The organism is Accumulibacter sp. (genome assembly GCF_029255125.1).
GTDB lineage: Bacteria > Pseudomonadota > Gammaproteobacteria > Burkholderiales > Rhodocyclaceae > Accumulibacter.
In genome coordinates this window covers 25,780-43,269 of the sequence record NZ_JAPUVR010000081.1, presented here as the reverse complement: position 1 = coordinate 43,269, position 17,490 = coordinate 25,780, and the positions used below count along the sequence as shown (strand labels likewise).

At 63.2% G+C, this 17,490-nt stretch carries 15 protein-coding genes; 2 read left to right on the top strand and 13 right to left on the bottom strand.

The window, feature by feature from the left end:
* Positions 1–94: 94 nt before the first annotated feature.
* The 13 genes from der to Q1L59_RS04870 form a co-directional block, all read right to left on the bottom strand.
* A complete protein-coding gene (gene der, locus Q1L59_RS04930; protein ID WP_300328876.1) occupies positions 95–1,603 on the bottom strand; it encodes a ribosome biogenesis GTPase Der in 1,509 nt (502 codons plus the stop codon).
* Positions 1,600–2,742: an outer membrane protein assembly factor BamB gene (bamB, locus tag Q1L59_RS04925; protein WP_300328873.1), complete on the bottom strand. Its 1,143-nt coding sequence runs from the start codon at positions 2,740–2,742 to the stop codon at positions 1,600–1,602. The genes der and bamB overlap by 4 nt, the downstream gene beginning before the upstream one ends.
* Positions 2,742–3,425: a tetratricopeptide repeat protein gene (locus tag Q1L59_RS04920; RefSeq protein WP_300328870.1), complete on the bottom strand. Its 684-nt coding sequence runs from the start codon at positions 3,423–3,425 to the stop codon at positions 2,742–2,744. Before Q1L59_RS04920 ends, bamB begins: the two co-directional genes overlap by 1 nt.
* The gene (gene hisS / locus Q1L59_RS04915) at positions 3,425–4,729 is read right to left on the bottom strand and encodes a histidine--tRNA ligase (RefSeq protein ID WP_300328867.1); all 1,305 of its coding nucleotides are present in this window, start codon (positions 4,727–4,729) and stop codon (positions 3,425–3,427) included. Before hisS ends, Q1L59_RS04920 begins: the two co-directional genes overlap by 1 nt.
* Entirely contained in the window at positions 4,726–6,006 is a 1,281-nt protein-coding gene (gene ispG / locus Q1L59_RS04910) for a flavodoxin-dependent (E)-4-hydroxy-3-methylbut-2-enyl-diphosphate synthase (RefSeq protein WP_300328865.1), read from the bottom strand. The genes hisS and ispG overlap by 4 nt, the downstream gene beginning before the upstream one ends.
* Positions 5,996–6,973, bottom strand: a complete 978-nt coding sequence (locus tag Q1L59_RS04905) for a RodZ domain-containing protein (protein ID WP_300328862.1) — start codon at positions 6,971–6,973, stop codon at positions 5,996–5,998. Before Q1L59_RS04905 ends, ispG begins: the two co-directional genes overlap by 11 nt.
* Positions 6,970–7,770: a type IV pilus biogenesis/stability protein PilW gene (gene pilW / locus Q1L59_RS04900; protein WP_300328859.1), complete on the bottom strand. Its 801-nt coding sequence runs from the start codon at positions 7,768–7,770 to the stop codon at positions 6,970–6,972. Before pilW ends, Q1L59_RS04905 begins: the two co-directional genes overlap by 4 nt.
* On the bottom strand, positions 7,767–8,879 hold the full coding sequence (gene rlmN, locus Q1L59_RS04895) for a 23S rRNA (adenine(2503)-C(2))-methyltransferase RlmN (RefSeq protein ID WP_300328856.1): 1,113 nt from the start codon (positions 8,877–8,879) through the stop codon (positions 7,767–7,769). Before rlmN ends, pilW begins: the two co-directional genes overlap by 4 nt.
* An 18-nt stretch (positions 8,880–8,897) precedes the next feature.
* Positions 8,898–9,326 carry a nucleoside-diphosphate kinase gene (ndk, locus tag Q1L59_RS04890; RefSeq protein WP_300328853.1) on the bottom strand — a complete coding sequence of 143 codons (429 nt, stop codon included), beginning with the start codon at positions 9,324–9,326 and terminating at the stop codon, positions 8,898–8,900.
* 784 nt (positions 9,327–10,110) lie between these two features.
* Positions 10,111–10,767, bottom strand: a complete 657-nt coding sequence (locus Q1L59_RS04885) for an acetyltransferase (protein ID WP_300328850.1) — start codon at positions 10,765–10,767, stop codon at positions 10,111–10,113.
* A gap of 769 nt (positions 10,768–11,536) precedes the next feature.
* Entirely contained in the window at positions 11,537–12,820 is a 1,284-nt protein-coding gene (locus tag Q1L59_RS04880) for a TRAP transporter large permease subunit (RefSeq protein WP_300328847.1), read from the bottom strand.
* On the bottom strand, positions 12,817–13,533 hold the full coding sequence (locus Q1L59_RS04875) for a TRAP transporter small permease (RefSeq protein ID WP_300328844.1): 717 nt from the start codon (positions 13,531–13,533) through the stop codon (positions 12,817–12,819). The genes Q1L59_RS04880 and Q1L59_RS04875 overlap by 4 nt, the downstream gene beginning before the upstream one ends.
* A gap of 83 nt (positions 13,534–13,616) precedes the next feature.
* On the bottom strand, positions 13,617–14,630 hold the full coding sequence (locus Q1L59_RS04870; protein ID WP_300328841.1) for a TRAP transporter substrate-binding protein: 1,014 nt from the start codon (positions 14,628–14,630) through the stop codon (positions 13,617–13,619).
* A 204-nt stretch (positions 14,631–14,834) separates the two neighbouring features.
* Between Q1L59_RS04870 and Q1L59_RS04865 the strand changes: the two genes are divergently transcribed.
* Positions 14,835–16,826, top strand: coding sequence for an ATP-binding protein (locus Q1L59_RS04865; RefSeq protein ID WP_300328838.1), 1,992 nt, complete (start codon positions 14,835–14,837; stop codon positions 16,824–16,826).
* The gene (locus tag Q1L59_RS04860; RefSeq protein ID WP_300328835.1) at positions 16,823–17,422 is read left to right on the top strand and encodes a response regulator; all 600 of its coding nucleotides are present in this window, start codon (positions 16,823–16,825) and stop codon (positions 17,420–17,422) included. Before Q1L59_RS04865 ends, Q1L59_RS04860 begins: the two co-directional genes overlap by 4 nt.
* Positions 17,423–17,490: the final 68 nt, after the last annotated feature.

Below are 17,490 nucleotides of genomic sequence, written 5' to 3'. Positions count from 1 at the left end.
CGCCTGCTGCTCCACGCCGGTTGCTTGGCTGCGGGCACCCATCGGTGTGGCCTGCGCCGCGTAGACGGGGCTACGGGCAGGCTGCACCTACCCGTCAACGGCTGCGCGGCGGCGGCTTCGTTTGGGCAGGGGATGGCTTTGTGCCGACGCCGCCCCCCGCTGCTCGTGCTTGGCTGCTGAGCTTCGCGTGCGCGCCGCTCGTCGGTCCGTCAGACTCGCTCGCCGGACGCCGGCCGGCCGATGCCTTGCCGCTCTTTTCCGCTTTGTCAGAATGGTCGTTCTTCTCGCTGGCAAAGGGATTGATCGACACGTTGAACTGTATGCGCAGCGGTGTCCCCTGCAACTCGAAAACGCTGCGGAAAGTGTGCTCGAGATAGCGACGGTACGACGCGGGAACCTTGTCGAGGGCGTTGCCGTGGATGACGATCAGAGGCGGGTTACGGCCACCCTGATGCGCATAACGCAGCTTCGGGCGAAACTGGCCGCTGCGCGGCGGCGCCTGACGCGCAACGGCGTCGATCAGGGCGCGCGTCAGCTTCGGCGTTGGCAACTCGGCGCTGGCCGCACGATAGGCGGCGTCAACCGAGCGAAAGAGCGCCTCCAGCCCGTGCCCACGCAGCGCAGAAACGTAGTGGAAACGAGCAAAGTCGATGAACAAGAGCTGCTTCTCGAGGGTTTCCTTGATCTGCTGGCGACGATACGAGTCGAGGTCATCCCACTTGTTGACCGCGACGACCAAGGCTCGACCGGCCTCGCGAATGAACGCGGCAATGTGCGCGTCCTGATCTGCAATGTCCTGTCGCGCATCGAGCACGAGAATCACCACCTGGGCTCCCTCAATTGCCTGCAGCGTCTTGATCACCGAGAACTTTTCGATGGTTTCGAAGACCTTGCCGCGACGCCGCAGACCAGCCGTATCGATCAGCGCATAACGACGCCCGCCGCGCTCGAAGTCGACCACGATCGAGTCGCGCGTTGTGCCTGGCTGATCGAAAGCAATCACCCGCTCCTCGCCGAGCAGCGCGTTGACCATCGTGCTCTTGCCGACGTTCGGTCGCCCGACGATGGCCACCCGGATTGCCGAATCCGCCTCGGCTTCCTCCTGCAACTCACCAAAAGGCGCCAGCGCCACCTCGAGCAGGCTGGCAACACCTTCGCCATGCGCGGCAGAAATCGCCCGCGGTTGGCCCAGACCAAGCTCGTGGAAATCGGCGCCGACCACAGCGGCGATCATGCCCTCCGCCTTGTTCACCGCGACCACCACGCGCTGCCCGGACCTGCGCAAGCGGATGGCGATCTCCCGGTCGAGCGCAGTCACGCCGCTGCGCCCATCGACAACGAGAATGACGACGTCCGCCTCGTCGATCGCCTGCTCGGTCTGGCGCGCCATCTGGTAGCTGATTCCCTCTTTCGCCAGGGGCTCGAAACCTCCCGTATCGATCACCAGGAACGGCTTACCACCGAGGCGGCCGTGCCCGTAGTGCCGGTCGCGTGTCAGTCCGGGAAGATCGGCGACCAGCGCATCGCGGGTGCGCGTCAGGCGGTTGAACAAGGTCGATTTGCCGACGTTCGGCCGGCCGACGAGAACGATGTTGGGCTTCACTCGACGCCTATCGCGAGGACGCTACCCGCGCTCGTCTGCAGAATCAGATCTCTTGTTGCGAAAAGCTGCGGCGCCGCAAGTACCGGACTCCCGTCGCTACGTACGCGTGCGGCGAATGAACCATCCTCGCGGTTCAGGAAGTGTACCGTCCCCTGTACGTCGGCGACGGCCAGCAAGCCGGAGAGCACCAGCGGCGCAGTCAGCCGGCGCAGGAAGAGCTTGTCCTGCTTCCAGATACTTGCCCCGCTCGCCCGGTCCAGCGCATGCAATGCGCCTTTATCGTCGGTCACATACACGTAGCGGTTATCGAGCGCCAGCCCGGCGGCGCTGGAAATGTCGCGCGTCCACATCAGGTTGCCCGAACCGAGGTCGAAACACGCGACGCGTCCCTGGTAGGCGGCCGCACAAACGGTGCGCCCATCGATCACTGGAACACTGGTCACATCGGCAATCCGGTCGAGTTCGGTGGCTCCTTTGGGCAGCGCAACCGTTCCTTCCCACAAGGGCGCGCCGTTGTCCAGCCCCAAGGCAATCAGTTTGCCGCCGGGAAAACCAACGAAGACGTATTTGTCGACCAGCACAGGCGGCGCCGTGACACGCAGCGACAGCGGCGGGTTTGGGCGCTGGTAGATCCACTTGCGTTTGCCGTCGAAGGCATCGTAGGCGGTCAGCCGATGGTCGCCGCTGCGTACGATCACCAACCCCGGCCCAAGGACCGGCGGCGCAATGATCTCGCTGTTGGTCGAGGTCTTCCAGAGCAACTTGCCGTCGGCCGCGGCAAAAGCAAGCACCTCGCCCTTTGGCGAACCGACGACGAGCATTCGCTCGTCGGCCGCAACGCCGCCCGACAAAGGTCGCTCGGCCTTGATCCGCCAGCTTGCCTGTCCGTCGTCCAGGCGAACGACCGTACCGTTGGCCGCCGCTGCGTAAACCGACGACCTGACGACGGCCGGCACGAATGCCTGGCCATCGCCCTTGCCGACATCGTACTGCCAGAGGACGCGCGCCGCGACTGTCGCCTGAATAGGTTCCAGCGAGGCCATCTTCGGGCCGCTGCTGGAGAAGGGATTCAATGCGTCAAGCAGTGAACAGCCGCTGGCCAACAAACATAGCAGCAAAACGGCGGCCGCCCGCCTCATCAACCGCCCTCCCCTTGCCCATCGAGCTTCTGCTGGACGAGTTCGCGATAGGCAGCGGCTGCCTGTCGATCCTGCACGCCCGCCGCCCGGCCATCCTTTTTGGCCGTTTCGTCAAGCCGGGTCAGCGCCGCCTGATACGCCGTGCGGGCTTCCGCTTTCTTCCCCTGCGCGGCAAACACGTCGCCGCGCACTTCGGCAACGCGCGCGGCGAAACCACCCGCCGTCGCCCGCTCGAGTTGTGCCAGCGCTTCGTCGTAGGCCTTCTCGTCGATCAGCAAGGTGGCCAGGCGCAAACGCGCCAGATCGCGCAGGTCATCGCTGGCGCGCTCGGCGACCCATTGCAACTGCAGCTTGGCCGTTTTCGTGTCGTTCGCGGCGCTTGCCATGTGCGCTGCTTTCAGTGCCGCCAACGCGGCGTACGTCGTGCTGCCGTACTTCTCGAGCAGTTCGCCGCTCGCCGCCTTGATGCGCTGCGCGTCGTTGTCGAGCACGGCTTTCTGGAGAACGGCGTAGGCGGCCGACGCCTGCACCGCCTGATTGCGCTGATACCAGTTCCAGCCCTGCCAGGCGATGACGCCCAACGACGCGACCGTCGCCAGCGTCGTCACCAGGTTGCCGTACTGCTTCCACCACGCCTTGAGTTCGGCGATCTGCTCCTGTTCTTCGAGGTCATAGGTAGCCATCAACACTCATCCCGATCCAGATCCAGTAAATAACTTCTGATTGCTTCACCCACGCTGTCGGCTGCGACGCGCTGCTGGGTCGTCGACTGCTCGTGAGCGCTGCGCAGCGGCTTGAGAGTCACCTCGCCGGCTGCTGCTTCGTCGTCGCCAACGATTACCGCAAAGGCGGCGCCGGAGGCATCGGCCTTTTTCATCTGCGCCTTGAAACCGCCGCCGCCGCAGTGAAAGAGGACATTGATTCCCTGGTCGCGCAGACGTTCGGCGATGCCCACGGCAAAGCGCGAAGCGGCGCTGCCCTGATGCACGAGGTAGACCTCGACGGCGTCGCCCCGGGTCTCGCCGCCGGCCTCGCGGACCAGTGCCAGCAAACGTTCGACGCCCAGGGCAAAACCGCAAGCCGGCGTCGGCTTGCCACCGAGTTGTTCGACCAAGCCGTCGTAGCGCCCGCCGGCACAGACCGTCCCCTGTGCGCCTAGGCGATCGGTAACCCACTCGAACACCGTCAGATTATAGTAGTCCAGTCCGCGCACCAAGCGCGGGTTGACGACGAAGGCCTGACCAGCATCGTGCAGCACCTGTTGTACGCCGTCAAAGTGCGCCCGCGACTCGCTGCCCAGGTGATCGATCAGCCGTGGCGCGCCCTGCAGCAGGTCGTGCAGTGCCGGATTCTTGCTGTCGAGGATGCGCAGCGGATTGCTCTGCAGGCGGCGCCGAGAATCGTCATCGAGCGCCTGTTCGTTGCGCGTGAAATAGGCGATCAGTTCACTGCGATGTCGCGCGCGCTCGTCGGCCTGCCCGAGCGTATTGATTTGCAGGCTGATCCCGTCCAGGCCGAGATCCGCCCACAAGCGCGCACCCATCAGGATCTGCTCGCCATCGATATCCGGCCCGGGCAGGCCAAGCGCTTCGACGCCGACCTGGTTGAACTGCCGGTAACGTCCTTTCTGTGGCCGCTCATGCCGGAACATCTGGCCCATGTACCACAGGCGCTGCGCCTGCTGAGCGGCCAGGTTGTGCTGAATGGCCGCCCGCACGCAACCGGCGGTACCCTCCGGGCGGAGCGTCAGCAGCTCACCGTTCAGGCCGTCGACGAAGGAGTACATCTCCTTTTCAACGATGTCGGTGACCTCGCCGATCGCCCGCTTGAAAAGCGGCGTCGGTTCGACGATCGGCAGCCGAATCGGCCGGTAGCCATAGCGCTTCAGCCAGATACGGACGGCGTCCTCGAAAAGCTCCCAGAACTCCGCCTCATCGGGCAGGATGTCGTTCATCCCGCGGACGGATTGAATCTTCGGCGCGTTCATTGCCCGGGCAACTTTCTCCGATAGGTGCGTGCAACATAGGCGTCGACGATGGCGGTAAACTCTTCGGCGATATGTGCGCCGCGCAGCGTCACACTCTTGACGCCATCGACAAAGACTGGGGCTGCCGGTGCTTCGCCGGTGCCGGGCAGGCTGATACCGATGTTGGCGTGCTTGCTCTCACCCGGACCATTCACCACACAGCCCATAACGGCCAGCGTCATGCTCTCGACGCCGTCGTGATCGATTCGCCACTGTGGCATCTTCGCCCGCACATGCGCCTGAATCGACTGGGCAAGTTCCTGGAAGAAACTGCTCGTCGTGCGGCCGCACCCGGGGCAGGCAACGACCATCGGTGTGAACGCGCGCAAGCCCATCGTCTGCAGCATCTCCTGCGCGACGATCACCTCCTGCGTCCGCTGCCCCCCCGGCTCGGGCGTCAGCGAAACGCGGATCGTGTCGCCTATCCCCTCCTGCAGCAGAACGGCCATCGCTGCGGTCGAGGCGACGATTCCCTTCGAGCCCATACCGGCCTCGGTCAGACCCAGGTGCAGCGGGTAGTCGCAGTGCTGCGCCAGTTCGCGATAGATGGCGATCAGATCCTGCACCCCGGATACCTTGCACGAAAGGACGATCTGGTCGCCCGCGAGACCGATTTCCTCGGCCCGCGCCGCCGATTCGAGCGCTGAAGCAACCATCGCCGTGCGCATCACCTCAAGCGCCGGCATCGGCTGCGCGCGGCTCGCGTTCTCGTCCATGATGCGGGCCAGCAGATCCTGGTCGAGACTGCCCCAGTTCACCCCGATACGCACCGGCTTGCCGTAGCGGCAGGCCAGTTCGATCATTTGGGCAAACTGCTCGTCGCGTTTTCGCCCGTGTCCGACGTTGCCCGGATTGATCCGGTACTTGGCGAGCGCTTCGGCACAGTCGGGATGCTCGCTGAGCAGACGATGCCCGTTGTAATGGAAATCACCGATCAGCGGTGCGTCGATTCCCATCCGGTCCAGATGCGCGCGAATCTTTGGCACGGCCAGCGCGGCCTCCGCTGTATTCACGGTGATCCGCACCCACTCGGAACCCGCGCGCGCCAACTCGGCGCACTGGATCGCCGTGCGCAGCGCGTCGGCGGTATCGGTGTTCGTCATCGACTGGATGAGCACCGGCGACCCACCACCGATCGCCGTCTGTCCGACGCGAACCTGCCGGGTCGGCCGCCGCCGGCCGGCCGTGATGCCGCGGCTCACGCCTGCCTCGTCGTCGACTGGCCGATCATTCGACATTCAGCCGCGCGACCTCGCCCTTGTTATACGGCGCCAAATCGATGATGCGCCCCTGATACTCCAGTCTGACCTGCGTCGCGTTGCCAACGACCAGGGCAAAGGGCGGTTGCCCTTCGACCTCACGCTGACTACCCGCCGGATTGTTGTCCGCGACGATGATCTGTCCGCGGCCATCGCGCACCTGCAGCCAGGCGGGCTGAGCAAAGGTGAACTTGAGCCGGTTGGTCGCCGGTCGCTGTTCGCTGCCCGCCGAAGGAGGTGCCGGCGTCGCCGTTTCCGACGAGAGGACGGTCGCGTTGGGTGCGCTCACCGGAGTTACCGATTCGCCGGCAGCGGGTGGTGTGCTCGCCTGCGGCGTCGCAACCTGAACGGCGGCTGGCGTCTCCGCGGTCCGTGCCTCGGCCGGCGCCGGCGAGCGCTCGGCCGGTGCTGACCGGCCAAAACTGCTGATCAGTCCGGCCATCCTGTCGTGCCAGGCCTCAGCCGGGACGTAGAAGTAGATGAGCAGAGCCAGAACGAGGAGCAGCAGGCCACCCACGATGGCCAGAAAGTCGCGTCGTTCGACCCGGTTGGCAACATGCGGCAAGCTGGCGCTGGTTCCCGCGGAGGCCTCGAGTCTCGGCGTTTGTTGCAGTTGTGCAGCGTCCAGCGCACGCATCAGTCCTTCCGAATCCAGACCGAGCAGCCGCGCGTAGTTGCGGACAAAACCGCGGATCATCGTATTCCCGGGCAAGGCCGACCATTCCTCGGCTTCCAGCGCTTCAACCTGTCGCGGTGCCAGCTTGAGCGACTGCGCGGCTTCGCTGACGCTCAGGCCGCGCGCTTCGCGTGATCGTCGCAAGCGCTGCCCAACGCCGCCGACTTCGGCGCTCGCCGCCAGGATCTCGTCCGCGGAAAGCGCCTCGCCAACACCGATCGCTGTCTGGTCGGCTGCATCCGGGTGGACAGAACGGGTTTCTTCACTCATTCGAAGTTGCCTTTCAGCAGTTCCTGAGTCTCGCTCGACAACGGAAACCTCCGTTTCAATAGGCTGGCGTAACGCGCTTCCGCCTGACGGTTGCCCAAGTTCCGCTCGATCCGGACGATCAGCCATAGCGCATCGGCGCTCGGCTCGGCGACGCTGAGCAGGCTCTGCATCTGCTGCCTGGCCAGTGCGAAGTCGCCGCGACGATAGCTGATCTCGGCCAACTGCAGCAAACCAGCCGGATTATCCGGCTTGATACGCAAGCTGTGCTGAACGAAATCCTCGGCTTGCGCAAGATTGCCGAGTCGGGTGTAGCAGGCACCGGCATTCAGATACGCCATATCGGGAGTTCCGTACAAGGGATTGCGGATTGCCCGTTGAAAGAAGGCGATGCCTTCCTTCTCCCGGCCCACCTGGCAGAGAAACCATCCGTAGTTGTTGTGGACTTCGGGATCGTTCGGTTCCAGGCTCAGCGCGCGCTGAAAGTCGCGCTCGGCCAGCTCCATTTCCTTGATGTGGTAATGGGCGAGCCCACGCGCATTGTAGGCCTTGGCGTAATCAGGGTCGATCGAGATGGCAATCAGCAGTTCCTCGAGCGCCACGGCAAGCTGGCCTTCCTGCAAGTAGAGCGAGCCGAGTTCAACATGCAGCTTGGCACGCGTTCGCGTGTCGCGCGGAGCGGTGGGTATGCGTGAATCGCTCGCCTCGTCAGCTTTCGCTCGGCTACCCGGGGCGAGTACACCGGTCGAGCATGCGCTGGCCGACAACACAATCAGCAGGAGCAGCGCCGTCCTCGTCATTGTGGCAGGCCGCTGTGGACGAGGTGAACCGCATACTGTCGGGTACGCTGCGTGCGATCGTGCACCTGGCCCGCCAATTGCCCACAAGCTGCGGCGATGTCGTCACCGCGCGTCTTGCGGGTCGTCGTGACGACGCCGGCGGAGAGCAATATCTCGGCAAAACGCCGGATGCGCGTGGCTGGCGAACGGCGATACGAAGTGCCTGGAAACGGATTGAAGGGGATGAGGTTCAGCTTGCAAGGCACCTCACGCAGCAGGGCGAGCAGCTCGTGCGCCTGCGCGTCCGAGTCGTTCACGCCGTCGAGCATGATGTACTCGAAAGTAACGAAATCTCGCGGCGCCCGTTGCAGATAGCGCAGACACGCCGCCAGCACGCTGGACAAAGGGTACTTGCGGTTGATCGGAACCAGTTCATCACGCAGACGATCGTTCGGCGCGTGCAGCGAAACCGCGAGCGCTACCGGACACTCCTCGCGCAGGCGGTCGATCGCCGGGACGAGGCCGGAAGTTGACACGGTGACCCGGCGGCGCGAGAGACCGTAGGCGTTGTCGTCGAGCAGCAGGCGCAGGGCGACGATGACATTATCCAGGTTGGCCAGTGGCTCGCCCATCCCCATCAAGACGACATTGCTGATTACCCGCTCCCCGGCTGCCTCCCGGCCCGAGTAGGCGCCCAGTGCGTGCCTGACCTGCCACAACTGCCCGACGATTTCGCCGACGCTCAAGTTGCGATTGAAGCCTTGCTTACCGGTTGCACAGAACGAGCAGTCGAGCGCACAGCCGGCCTGCGTTGAAATGCACAAGGTTCCGCGCTCGACCTCGGGAATGAAAACCGCTTCGACCGCGTTGCCGCCACCAACGGCGAAGAGAAACTTGCGCGTTCCGTCTTCGCCCAGACGGTCGGCCACGATCGCCGGCGGACTGATGATCGCGAGCGTAGAGAGCTTTTCCCGCAGGCTTCGGGCAAGATCGGTCATGTCGGCGAAGTCGACCTGGCCGCAACGATGCAACCAGCGCAGAACCTGGCGGGCGCGGAAGGCGCGCTCGCCATGTTCGGCGAAGAGTCCGGTCAGCCCGGCGGCGTCGAAATCGAGCAGATTGATCGCCATGTGCCCGCGGGTCAAAAATCAGCGGCCGGTATAGACGCTCATTGCCGGAAAGAAGAAGGCGATCTCGGTGCGCGCCGTCTCCTCGCCATCGGAACCGTGTACGGCGTTGGCATCGATCGACTCGGCAAAGTCCGCGCGAATGGTTCCCGGATCGGCCTTCTTCGGATCGGTCGCACCCATCAATTCGCGGTTCTTGGAGATGGCATTTTCGCCTTCCAACACCTGGATCATCACCGGACCCGAGATCATGAAGGACACCAGATCCTTGAAGAACGGGCGATCCTTATGCACGGCATAGAAAGCACCCGCCTCCTGCGGCGACAGCCAGGCCATTTTCGCGGCGACGACCTTCAGGCCGTTCGATTCGAAGCGGGAATAGATCTTCCCGATGACGTTCTTGGCAACGGCATCGGGTTTGATGATTGACAGGGTACGTTCGCTAGCCATGAGCAACTCTCCCAACGGGGGTGGACGAAAAAGGACGGCAAATCATGTCTCTAGAAAGCTAATCCGAGATTATACCAACAGTCGCGGCGTTCATGCCGGAATTGCCAGGCGCAGGCGGCGCAATCAAGAGTACGCCTGACGGCAGAGCGAGGTGGTATGCCAAGGCATTCGGCCTGTCGACAGCAGCCTGGACGATCACGCTGGCCCGGGTTCCGCGTTCCGCTTCACCCGCAGCCTCGCTGTTCACGGTCCACAGGTTCTGTCGACGAACACAAGGAAGTGTTGCCGACCTTGCGCCTCGTGCGAGGACTCCTCTCGAGCAAGGATGCGCAGACACACGCCTGTCCGACATACGCGCGCGACAGGGGATCTGGGTGGGATCAGGCGTCAGCGAACCGGTAGGCATTGCGCCAGCCGGCTAACTCGGCCGAGCGCCGGTCCCCGGTTCGTGGGCAGCACGACAAGCGGTACGAACGGCTGCCGCGGCGGCTTCAACAGGAGCAGGAGCATGACAAACACGGACGCTACATGGTGCGCGGTGCGATCACATCGCCGCCCGTGCCGATTCCAAAGGGGAACAGTCCCTGCCGGCACGGCGTTGACCAACGCGACAGCGCATGTCCCCACCACACCTACGCACGGTACCCGCACGAAGCGAGCCGGCGATCTTTCGTGCGTCTACAAAGTTCACCTGGCCGCCGAGGCCAGTCCGCGCGTTACAGCGGCTACCCCTTCGTCCGCATGAAGTGGCCGAATCGACAAGTGTTGGAGCAAAGTCGCTTCGTTACTCCCGAATACGAGCAGGGTTGCCAACCACGGTTGCGCCGGCCGGTACGGACTTGGTGACCACGGCACCCATTCCGATGACGGCACGCTTGCCAATGACCAGCGGATTGCCTGGACTGCCCTGTTTGATGATGGCTCCCGTGCCGATGTAGGCGTGCTCTTCGACGACTACATTGCCGTTTACCTTCACCGACGGCGCCAGTGTGACAAAGTCCCCAAGCACGCAGTCGTGCGCAACGGAGGAGTAAATGTTCGCGTGGAAGTAGCGCCCGATGCGCACATTGGAGGTCACCGTGGTGAAGCCACAAAGGATGGCACCCTCTCCAATGGCGTTGCAGTCGAGCACACAGGCGTTGGCAGCGACCACCTCGAACGGTTCTACGCCGTCCGCAACGCACTGTGCCGCCAAGCGCTCGCGCACGCTGCTATTGGCAATGGCCAGAGTTGCGCTGCGCCGCCCGGCTGGCTCTGCCAAAAACTGAGCATAGGTGAGCAAGCGGTGCCCGTTGACCTCACCACACGCGTAGCCGTCATCCACGAACACCAGTTCGATCGTGTCGTCGTCACCGCTTGCGGCACGCGCGCTGTGGCGCGCCAGGGGCATGACTTCGCGCCCACAGCCGCTGGCGCCGTACACAGCAATGAGGTGTTTCACAGTGTCTCCTTACCAGGGTGGCTACCTTCGAATCCGGCCCCGTCGCGGGGCGCGCCGTCGGCGGACGCTCCTGCACGGCCGCAACACGCGCCGCACGGTGAGAAGGCAGCCTTTCAGGTCGAAGACGGCAGAGCGATGGTCAGCGACGGATAGGAAATCCGAGGTAGGCGGCGCAGTGTAGGACTCTCGCAGCGCGCTCGTCAAGCTGGAATCCGTTCGCGCAACCCTGACGCCAGAAACCAGGCAAGCGAAGCGACTCCGCGGAAAAGACGCGGTTCCGGAAAGCAGGACAAGCGGATGAGTCATCGCCCTCGCCCGTCAAAGGGCTGCGGCAGCAGCTTCAACCATGGCGGGAACATGACAAGAAGGGCGAGGCGGAGCCACGCCCGGCACAGGACGCTGCCCGATCGCTCAGCCCATACGCGCCTGATCGCCGGAGTTCCCGTTTTGTGTCATCGGGTTTCCCGCCACAGCAAGGCCAGCTTGGCCGTTGATCAGGAAGTAGGCCGCACGGCTTCGATTCAGTCCATACCCGCTGGATATCAGGACATCGGTTGGCTGCGTGTTTGCCCCGGGGCAAGCCACGTGTGGGACTGCCCCGGGGCACAGGCGTCGACGGGCGGCCTGATTGATAGTCGCGCTTCCAATTGCGCACCGGTCACAGAAAGCGGAAAACGCGTGCCGGTCGCCCGACACGCGCTTATTGGGGACATCGGCAGTATCTGCTGCGTGGCTGCGCCGCTGGCAGCGGCGCAGCCACGGCCTGTCGCTACATCATTCCCAGCGTCTTCGGCAACCAGGTCGACATGATCGGCACATAGGTGACGGCGACCAGGAAGACGAGCATCGACAGCAGCCACGGCCAGACGGCGACGGTCAGTTCGGTGATCCCCATCTTGGTGATCCCCGAAGCGACGTAGAGGTTGAGCCCGACCGGCGGGTGGCACATGCCGACTTCCATGTTGACGGTCATCAGGATGCCGAAATGCACCGGATCGATTCCCAGCTTCATCGCTACCGGAAAGAGAATCGGGGCAAAGATCAGCACGATCGACGACGGCTCCATGAAGTTACCGGCGAGCAGCAGGATGATGTTCACCGCGAGCAGGAAGGCAATCATCCCCAGGCCATGACCCAGCATCCAGTCGGCCAGCGCCTGCGGGATGTTCTCGTTGGTCATGATGAACGAGAAAAGGACGGCGTTGGTGATGATGTAGAGCAGCATCGCCGACATGTTGGCCGAGTTCAGCAGGACGCGTGGCACGTCCTTCATCGTCAGGTCCTTATACACGAAGACCGCGACGAAGAAGGCATAGACGGCGCTCATCGCCGCCGCTTCGGTCGGGGTGAACATACCGCTGTAGATCCCGCCCATGACGACGACGATCAGGAACAGACCCCATACCGACTCGCGAAACGCGCTCACCCGTTCGCCGAAAGACGCTTTCGGCATGCGCGGATAGTCGAACTTGCGCGCGCGGAACCAGGTGACGCCACCGAGCACGGAGGCGAGAATGATCCCCGGAATCACGCCGGCCATGAACAGCGCGCCGACCGATGTATTGGTTGCGACCGAATACATGACCATCACGATCGATGGGGGAATCAGGATTCCCAATGCCCCTGAAGTGGTGATCACCCCGGCCCCGAACTTGTTCGGGAAACCCGCCTTGACCATCGCCGGCATCAGGATCGAGCCGATCGCGACGACCGTCGCGGGCGACGAACCGGAGACCGCGGCAAACAGCGCGCAGGCCAGCACGCCAGCCAGACCGAGGCCGCCGTACCAATGGCCGACCATGCTGGTGGCAAACTTGATCATGCGTCGGGCAACGCCGCCGTGGGTCAGGAAGTTGCCGGCCAGAATGAAGAACGGAATGGCCATGATCTCGAACTTCTCGATTCCGGTAAACAGCTTCAGCGCAACCGATTCGAGCGGCACCTGGGTAAACATGAAGAGGAAGCTGAGTACCGTCAGGCCGAGCGAGATCGAGATCGGCATGCCGGTCAGCATGAGGACCAGCAGGATCAGGAAGATGATGGTTGCATTCACTGTTGTTTTCCTCCCTTGTTCGACGGATTGCCGGCATCGTCCTCCGGATGGCGCTTCCTGTAGGTCAGATCGTGCGGATGCAGGTTGTCCTCCATCTCGTAGGGCGTGATCTCGTCGGCCGGCGGCGTTTCGTCCAGACCGTCAACATGCCCATGATCATGGTGTGGCAGCTCGCCGGTCTGGATGAAACTCACCGCAACCTGCAGGAAGCGGAAGCACATCAGGCTCGAACCGAGCGGGATCGCGCTGTAGACGATCCACGTTGGCCACTCGAGGTCAGGCGTCGTCGGCCCCTCGGGAACGTCGCCCGGATCCCAGCCCAGCGAGGTGTACAGCCAGTAGTGGAAACCGTTTTCCCAGACGAAATTGGCGCCCAGGGTGCCGACGATTCCGGTGAACAAGGCGCCGGCGAGCAGACCGAAAACGACGAACTTGGCGCGCGTACGGCCAGTCATCCGGTTGATCAGCACATCGACGCCGACGTGTATGCCGGTGCGAACGCCGTAAGCAGCGCCGAACTTGGCCATCCAGACGAACATGATGATGCACAGCTCCTGCGCCCAGCCGAAGTTCAGTCCGAGCAGCCAGTCCTGCAGCCCGGGAATCGGCATTCCCGACAAATAGCGATGGGCAACAGAGAAGAAGATGATCGTCGTCGCAGCCCCCATGAGGAAGGTGATCAGCCACTCCTCGAGGTGATCCAGAATTTTCATGGCAATGACTCCCCCGCCTGCCTGAAAAGAAGCCCGCCGGGATCAGGCCCCCCAGCGGGCTATTGCGTGCTCTTCCGTCGTGCTCAGAGCTTGTTCGGATCGAAACCGGTTTCCTTATAGACGGCTTGCAGCAGATCCTTCCCGATACGCGATTCCATCTTGGCGTGCACCGGGGCGAGCGCCTTCTTGAAGGCCAGTTTCTCTTCCGCACTCGGCACATACACCTGCGTCTTGCCCGACTTCTTGACGCCTTCCAGATCCTTCTCGTTCTGTTCCTTGGCGATCTTGTTGGCGTAGGCGGTCGATTCCTTCATCGCCGCTTCGAGCTGTCCGCGCACATCAGCCGGCAGTCCCTCCCAGAATTTCTTGTTGACGATGACGGCGTAGCCGAGATACCCATGCTCGGTCATCGTCAAATACTTCTGGACTTCATGCATCTTCTGCGTGTAGAGGTTGGAAACCGGGTTCTCGGTGCCATCGACGACGCCCGTCTGCAGCGCCTGATAGACTTCCGAGAAGGCCATCACCTGGGGCAGCGCGCTGAGCGCGCGGATCTGCTCTTCCAGCACCTTCGACGACTGAATGCGCAGCTTCTTGCCCTTCAGATCAGCCGGCGTCTTGATCGGCGTGTTCGCCGAGAACGACTTGAAACCGTTGTCCCAGAAAGCCAGGCCGGTAACGCCCTTGGGCTCCAGCTTCTTGAGCAGGCTTTGCCCGACCGGCCCCTGCGTTACCCGGTGCAGTTCGGTGTAGTTGTCGAACACGTACGGCAGATCGAACAGCTCGAACTCCTTGACGCCGAGCGGGCCGAATTTGGCCAACGACGGCGCCAGCATCTGCACGGCGCCCAGCTGCAGCGCCTCCATTTCCTCCTTGTCCTTGTACAGCGTGGAGTTGGCATAGACTTCAACCTTCACCTTGCCTTTGGTCATCTCGCCAGCCTTCTTGGCAAAGAATTCGGCGGCCAGACCCTTCGGTGTGTCGTGCGCCACCACATGGCTGAACTTGATGACAATCGGCTGCTGCGCGAGGGCGCCCAAAGGCAGTGCGGATAGCGTGCCAGCCAGCAGACCGAAAAGCAAAGCAGATATCTTCATGGTGTCTCCTCCTGAGTTTCTGGGTTGAAAACGGGCCAAGCCCGGGGTACCGCGTCAATATCACAAATCGCTCGCACGTTGCATATTGTGGAAATCCGCAATCTGTGGAAACCCACAATCGCGCCCGCCTGGGGCGAGCCGGCGCCACTCGCCGGGCGCGCAGGAGCTACCGATCGCGCAACAAGTTGGCTATGATGGCCCGTCATGTACGACACGTCCACTCCCCTGGCGGCGGACCGCCGGCCGCTTGCTCCGCTGAAGTGGTCGAACTGGTACCTGTCGATCCTGCGCCTGGCGGTCGGACTGCTGCTCGCCCTGCTCATCGCCCTGCTTTGGCTATTGCACCGCAACGAAGTCGAAGAGCAACGCGCAACGCTGATTGCAGACGTGCTGTGGCTAGAACAGAGCCTGCGCTTCCACCTCGACGGGCACTCGGAACAACTGCAGCAACTCGCTCTCGATCTGACGCAAACGCGCAAACCGCATCCGCTCTTCGATCTCCGCGCGCGGCATATTCTGAAGAACAATTCCGAGCTGCAGCAACTGCTCTGGATCGATGCCAGCGGCAAGACGGTGGCCGGCATGCCCAACCCTGCCCTGCCGCGCGTCGAACCCGGGCCTTTTGGCGAGGACCGGGTGAGCCGATCGCTCGAGCTCGTCCGCTTGGGCAACCCCGTCTATAGCGATGCCTACGCGCTCAATGATGCCGTCCAGTTCGAGATCTACGTTCCCCTCTTTCGCGGCGGTCGCCACCGAGGCACGCTGCTCGGCGTCTACTCGCTGAACGGTCTGCTCAAGCATCAGGTCCCCTGGTGGTTTGCCGAACGCTATTTGCTGCGCATCCTTGACGGGAATGGTCAGACGCTGGCCAGCAAGTCGAAGGTCGACGCTTCGCCGACGACGCTGACCTACGCGGTCAGCTTCGAGCCACCAGGTTACGGCATGACGCTCAAGGCCACTGCCTATCGCGCTGCCGACAATCTGGCCCAGACACTGATTTCGACGCTGATGGTGATTCTTGCCGCGGCGGTTTTCTGGAGCCTGTGGGCGGTGCGCGGATCGATACAGCGACGCCTGCTGGCCGAGCAGGCGCTACGCTCGGAGTACGCCTTCCGCAAGGCGATGGAGGATTCGCTGATGGTCGGCATGCGGGCGCGCGACCTCGCCGGCCGGGTCACCTACGCGAACCCGGCATTCCTGCGCATGGTCGGCTTCCGCAGTGACGAACTGATCGGCCGCGATCCGCCGATGCCCTATTGGGCGCCGGAAGAAATGGAACGTACGCTGCACCTGCACAATTCCGTGCTGGAGGGTAATGCGCCACACGAAGGTTTCGAAATCCGCCTGATGCGCAAGGATGGCAGCCGCTTCGACGCGCTGGTCTATGAAGCGCCGCTGATCGACAGCGACGGACGACAGACCGGCTGGATGGGATCGATCATCGACGTCACGGCGCGCAAGCGTGCCGAAGACCTCGCCCGCCAACAGCAAGAAAAATTGCAGATCACCGCTCGCCTGGTCACCATGGGTGAGATGGCGTCAACACTGGCGCACGAGTTGAACCAGCCGCTGGCCGCCATCACCAGCTACACCGCCGGCTGCATGAACAAGCTGACCACGGGCAACTTCACGCCCGAGCAGCTCAAGGAAGCGCTTGGCAAGCTGGCCGTGCAGGCGCAGCGCGCGGGCCACATCATCCGCCGCGTGCATGACTTCGTTCGCAAGAGCGAGCCCAAGCTGGCGCCCTGCGACCTTGCCGAGGTGATCGACGACAGCATCGGCTTCATCGAAGGCGCCGCCAAGAGTCGCGGCGTACGCATACAGCGCGAGATCCAGGGAATGCGTCCCGAACTGCCGGCCGATCGGGTGATGCTCGAGCAGGTTCTGCTCAATCTGATGCGCAATGGCATTGAGGCGATGAGCGAAATGCCTGCTGAGCGGCGCCGGCTGACGGTCAAGCTGAGCCAGGTCGAGCAGCAGATGGAGATCCGGGTGATCGACCACGGCCTGGGAATTCCGCCCGAAATAGAAGAGAAACTGTTCACGCCGTTGTTCTCGACCAAGGCTGACGGAATGGGGATGGGCCTGAGTATCTGTCGCTCGATCATCGAGTTCCACCACGGCCGCCTGTGGGTTGAAGCGAATCCCGCTGGTGGTTCGATTTTCGTCATCACACTGCCGATCGGAAGACAATGACGCCCTGCGCCTACCTGGTTGACGACGACGAAGCGATCCGCGATTCACTCGCCTGGTTGCTCGAATCACGCGGCGTCTGTTGCCGAAGCTTTCCGTCCGCCGAGGATTTCCTCGCTGCCTGGGAGCCGGCGCTCGCCGGCTGCCTGCTGCTCGACATCCGCATGGACGGAATGAGCGGTCCCGAACTCTTCGACGCGCTGAACGAACTCGGCAACCGCATGCCGGTCATCTTCCTCACCGGCCACGGCGACGTGCCGATGGCCGTCTCGGCGCTCAAGAAAGGCGCTTTCGATTTCGTCGAGAAACCGTGCAACGACAATGAACTGGTCAATCGCGTCATCGAAGCACTGCAGCTCGATGCCAACCAGCGTGCCGCGGCGAGCGGCGCCGATTCGGTCAACGAACTGCTCAACCAGCTCACGACGCGCGAACGGCAGGTCATGGAACTGATTCTCGCCGGAAAACTCAACAAGCTCATCGCCGACGAACTGCAGATCAGCATGCGCACCGTCGAGGTCCACCGCGCCAAACTCTTTGACAAGATGGGCGTACGCACTGCCGTCGAGCTGGCCCAACTGCTTGCCGGGAAGCGCTGACCGGCCGCCCGGCTCCGGCGAACCTAAGCCAAACGGTGCACCGCCCGGCCAGCGCGCCGTGCCCGACG